At 36.5% G+C, this 3,068-nt stretch carries 8 protein-coding genes; all 8 read right to left on the bottom strand.

Annotated elements, in window-relative coordinates; genetic code table 11:
* A partial coding sequence (locus ACFFIS_RS13780) for a hypothetical protein (protein WP_390188002.1) occupies window positions 1–191 on the bottom strand: 191 nt, incomplete at its 3' end.
* Between the two features lie 73 nt (window positions 192–264).
* Window positions 265–720, bottom strand: a complete 456-nt coding sequence (locus ACFFIS_RS13775; protein WP_320381605.1) for a hypothetical protein — start codon at window positions 718–720, stop codon at window positions 265–267.
* Window positions 721–770: 50 nt separating this feature from the next.
* Entirely contained in the window at window positions 771–947 is a 177-nt protein-coding gene (locus ACFFIS_RS13770; protein WP_320378185.1) for a hypothetical protein, read from the bottom strand.
* 11 nt (window positions 948–958) lie between these two features.
* Window positions 959–1,342 carry a hypothetical protein gene (locus ACFFIS_RS13765; RefSeq protein ID WP_257455526.1) on the bottom strand — a complete coding sequence of 128 codons (384 nt, stop codon included), beginning with the start codon at window positions 1,340–1,342 and terminating at the stop codon, window positions 959–961.
* Between the two features lie 15 nt (window positions 1,343–1,357).
* Window positions 1,358–1,954: a major tail protein gene (locus tag ACFFIS_RS13760; protein WP_390188014.1), complete on the bottom strand. Its 597-nt coding sequence runs from the start codon at window positions 1,952–1,954 to the stop codon at window positions 1,358–1,360.
* Window positions 1,955–1,957: 3 nt separating this feature from the next.
* Window positions 1,958–2,305: a hypothetical protein gene (locus ACFFIS_RS13755; RefSeq protein ID WP_205178014.1), complete on the bottom strand. Its 348-nt coding sequence runs from the start codon at window positions 2,303–2,305 to the stop codon at window positions 1,958–1,960.
* Entirely contained in the window at window positions 2,302–2,733 is a 432-nt protein-coding gene (locus tag ACFFIS_RS13750; RefSeq protein ID WP_205178016.1) for an HK97-gp10 family putative phage morphogenesis protein, read from the bottom strand. Before ACFFIS_RS13750 ends, ACFFIS_RS13755 begins: the two co-directional genes overlap by 4 nt.
* Window positions 2,726–3,061, bottom strand: a complete 336-nt coding sequence (locus ACFFIS_RS13745; protein ID WP_061114368.1) for a head-tail adaptor protein — start codon at window positions 3,059–3,061, stop codon at window positions 2,726–2,728. Before ACFFIS_RS13745 ends, ACFFIS_RS13750 begins: the two co-directional genes overlap by 8 nt.
* Window positions 3,062–3,068 lie beyond the last annotated feature (7 nt).

The following is a 3,068-nucleotide window of genomic DNA, read 5'->3' as shown; positions in this document are numbered from 1 at the left end:
TCAATCTCTTTATTTAATACTGCATTTCTCGCTGTTATAGCTTTAATCGATTTATCATTTCTATCAAATTCTGATGTCACTAATTTCATTTCAGAACCTAACACTCTGAAACTTTGGTTAATTTCCCGTAGAGATTTCTTAAATTCTCGTTCCCCTTCAACACCAATTTTAAGACCAAAATTGTCTGCCATACTACCACCTCCTCTAAAAATGAGCATAAAAAAAGAACAATCTATTGATTGCTCTCAAATCCATGTCCTTATATTAACGCTGTGTTGCAAAGCCTTCGTACTTTGGTTCATATTTGTAATGAAGTACCGCTTCAATCAAGCCCAATGTAAATATGCCAAGCTCAACATTCACTAAAATGTCAATCCTTCTGCAATTCTCTTTTATCCACACACCAACGTTTTCCTCAGTTATACCAAATTGCAACATATCCGAATCCCTTAATATTGATGCGGCTAACGTGCTTTGGGCTGATTTCGGATTGTAATGTTGACTTAAAAATCTAGGACCACTCTTAGAGCCTGCTTTGCCTATTTTTAAAAATCTGTCATTATACCAAAACACATAGACTCCCATCATTCCAACAGGTAGCGATTTGGGTTTATGCGGTAAACCTCTATCAATAATTTCATATCCATCTACTTTAATAGGTTTACCTATCGTTTTACTCACATCCTGTATTAATGAATCGATCTCGTTGATTAGTTCCATTCGATATTCCCCCGCATTTAGATATTCTGAATACTATTGTATCAGAATTTTTAAATACCTAACGGAATAACATCATCAATCGATAGTTCATTTTTAGGTTTTGTGAGACCTGAGAATTGTTTGTGGATTTCCCATTGATCAAGTAAATGACCGATAGGCATCAACCAAACTTCCTGTTCAGTCCTTTTCAGCTGTGTCACGCCATAATAAATAAGTCGAGCAAACATTTCTTCATCGTTTACTCGACCACTTCGTTTTTTGTATCGGCTTCCTCCGACTCAATATAGCGTTTTGTCCCTTTAAACATTGCTTCCATAATTGCATCTTTAAAAGTTGCCATTTCAACAGGTGATGTTAACAGTTCAACATCATCTTCCGTTAACAACTCTTTCTTTTCTTCATTTAATCGATTATGGATATAGATACTTTGATTGGCAAGCAGGGTAATTAACCAGACAATCTCGTCTAAAGCCATTTCAAAATTTTCAGCTTTCATTAACTTCTCACCTAAATCTTCAAGTCCACCATACCTTTTTGCAATTTCCTTTGTCGCTTTTGTTGTTAAGATTAATTCATAGTCCAAACCACCAATCGTAATCTTAGCACTTCTTTCATTCGTCATAATTGATCGCTCCTTTTATCCTTCAGTCCCCGCAGCAAATACTGGTTCATACACTTCGCTATACCATCCAGTAATTATTTCTTGATCCACACCATCGTCACCTTCACTAACTTCCGCTTTCCATGGATGTTTTCCTTGACCATCAAGCTTGTTTCTCCGTAAAACTGTACCTTCAATTGTTGGTGTAGAGAAGGTAATACTATCCCCTTTTGTTGCGAGGTTTGTTGCTGGGATACCAAACTTTACTCGGTATAGCCAAAAGTATCGGTATTTTCCATTTGCCTTTTTCGCTCTAAATCCAATTGCAACTGGGTCCCCGCCATCTTCACTTGTAGAAATCAATACATGGTTGTCATCAATTGTTGCTCCAGTTAAATCACTAGCTGCTGCCACACCGATATCATCAATACCAAGCGATAGTGTTCCGCTTTGAAATTCTTTAATCACTTCAGCCGCACCATCATCTGCATATAAAGTTGCCTCAGCTAATTCAACAGATAATTCAGCACTAATCGCCTTTGCTAAAGGAGTAGGAGTTTCATAGGTTTCATCACCGTTTTCTCCTTCTGTTATTGTTGCATAATAAAGCCGATCAAGACCAATAGTCGCCATAAATTATTCCTCCATTTCAAATTCATAATATTTTGCTACATCAATAGCTAAATGATGATATCCAGTATCATCTTCGTGACCAATATATCGCCTATCCGTAATAACAAAGTCCGCACCCAATAGAGTACGGACTATAATATTTTTAATTGATGTATAATTCTTTTTTGAAAACAACGAAACCCTAACTTCTTGTACATCATACTTTGGAATATTATCTGCATGTAATTCAAACATATCAACGATTGGTGTGATTACAATGTATAAATCAGGAGCAGTATCTGAAAAGATACCTGTTTCAACTGGAATACCACATTGTTCCGCAATTTGAGTTACTTCGGCTAATACATTCATATGCTTTCCACTTCTTCTTCCAATTTTTTAATCATCGCATCCATACAAGGTTGCCTTGATGTTCTTCTTGCTGGTTTTAAAAATGGCTTTGCAGGTTGACCCGATTTTCCGTATTCGATTATATTAGCTAATTTAGCGTTGCTAACCCCATCTTTACGTGGTTCATTAAACCCTACTTTAACATTATGATTTCCTCTTCGGTCAACTAAGGCAGGTGATACTCCTAATGCAGATACCAACTCACCAGTTGATCTACTCGGAAGTTTTGTGTCCTTCCCAATAACCGAGCTTAAATTAGACTTCATTTTATCTAATACAATTGCTCCTCCTGCTTCAAGAACCCTCGGAACGATTTCATCTGTTTTACTTCCCAATCTTGAAATCTTCATCAAGAATTCTTCTGGCATTTTAATATTAACTTTAGCCATCTGATGCCACCACCTTTTTTGTTAAAACCTCGATATACATATTTCTGTTTTTCACATTATCAACGCTTACTACTTCATATCGCCCATCATCACATACAATAAACATTTTCGGTTTAATGGTTAAATCGGGAATGTTTCTAAAACGAAATAACGCATTCGCTTCAGAAAAGGCTGCCCTATTTGCCCAAGTCTTACTACCAAAGCGTTCTTCTTTGTATGCTGTCACAGATGCTAGGATTCTATCGGTTTCTTCACTGAAAGACTCTTCATCTTTTACAATTTCACGTGTTACGATATCGATAAATGTACGCATTTTACCAAAACTCATACGCTAT

Origin of the sequence: Paracerasibacillus soli (genome assembly GCF_042432965.1) — a bacterium.
GTDB classification, from domain to species: domain Bacteria; phylum Bacillota; class Bacilli; order Bacillales; family Amphibacillaceae; genus Paracerasibacillus; species Paracerasibacillus soli.
Note: the sequence above shows the minus strand (reverse complement) of the source record. Positions and strands in the feature narration are given on the sequence as shown.

What these genes read in the sequence shown, in the direction of transcription:
- ACFFIS_RS13770 (WP_320378185.1), bottom strand. Translation starts at nt 947, where the DNA reads ATGTTTGCTCGACTTATTTATTATGGCGTGACACAGCTGAAAAGGACT.
- ACFFIS_RS13775 (WP_320381605.1), bottom strand. Translation starts at nt 720, where the DNA reads ATGGAACTAATCAACGAGATCGATTCATTAATACAGGATGTGAGTAAA.
- ACFFIS_RS13750 (WP_205178016.1), bottom strand. Translation starts at nt 2,733, where the DNA reads ATGGCTAAAGTTAATATTAAAATGCCAGAAGAATTCTTGATGAAGATT.
- ACFFIS_RS13755 (WP_205178014.1), bottom strand. Translation starts at nt 2,305, where the DNA reads ATGAATGTATTAGCCGAAGTAACTCAAATTGCGGAACAATGTGGTATT.
- ACFFIS_RS13760 (WP_390188014.1), bottom strand. Translation starts at nt 1,954, where the DNA reads ATGGCGACTATTGGTCTTGATCGGCTTTATTATGCAACAATAACAGAA.
- ACFFIS_RS13745 (WP_061114368.1), bottom strand. Translation starts at nt 3,061, where the DNA reads ATGAGTTTTGGTAAAATGCGTACATTTATCGATATCGTAACACGTGAA.
- ACFFIS_RS13765 (WP_257455526.1), bottom strand. Translation starts at nt 1,342, where the DNA reads ATGACGAATGAAAGAAGTGCTAAGATTACGATTGGTGGTTTGGACTAT.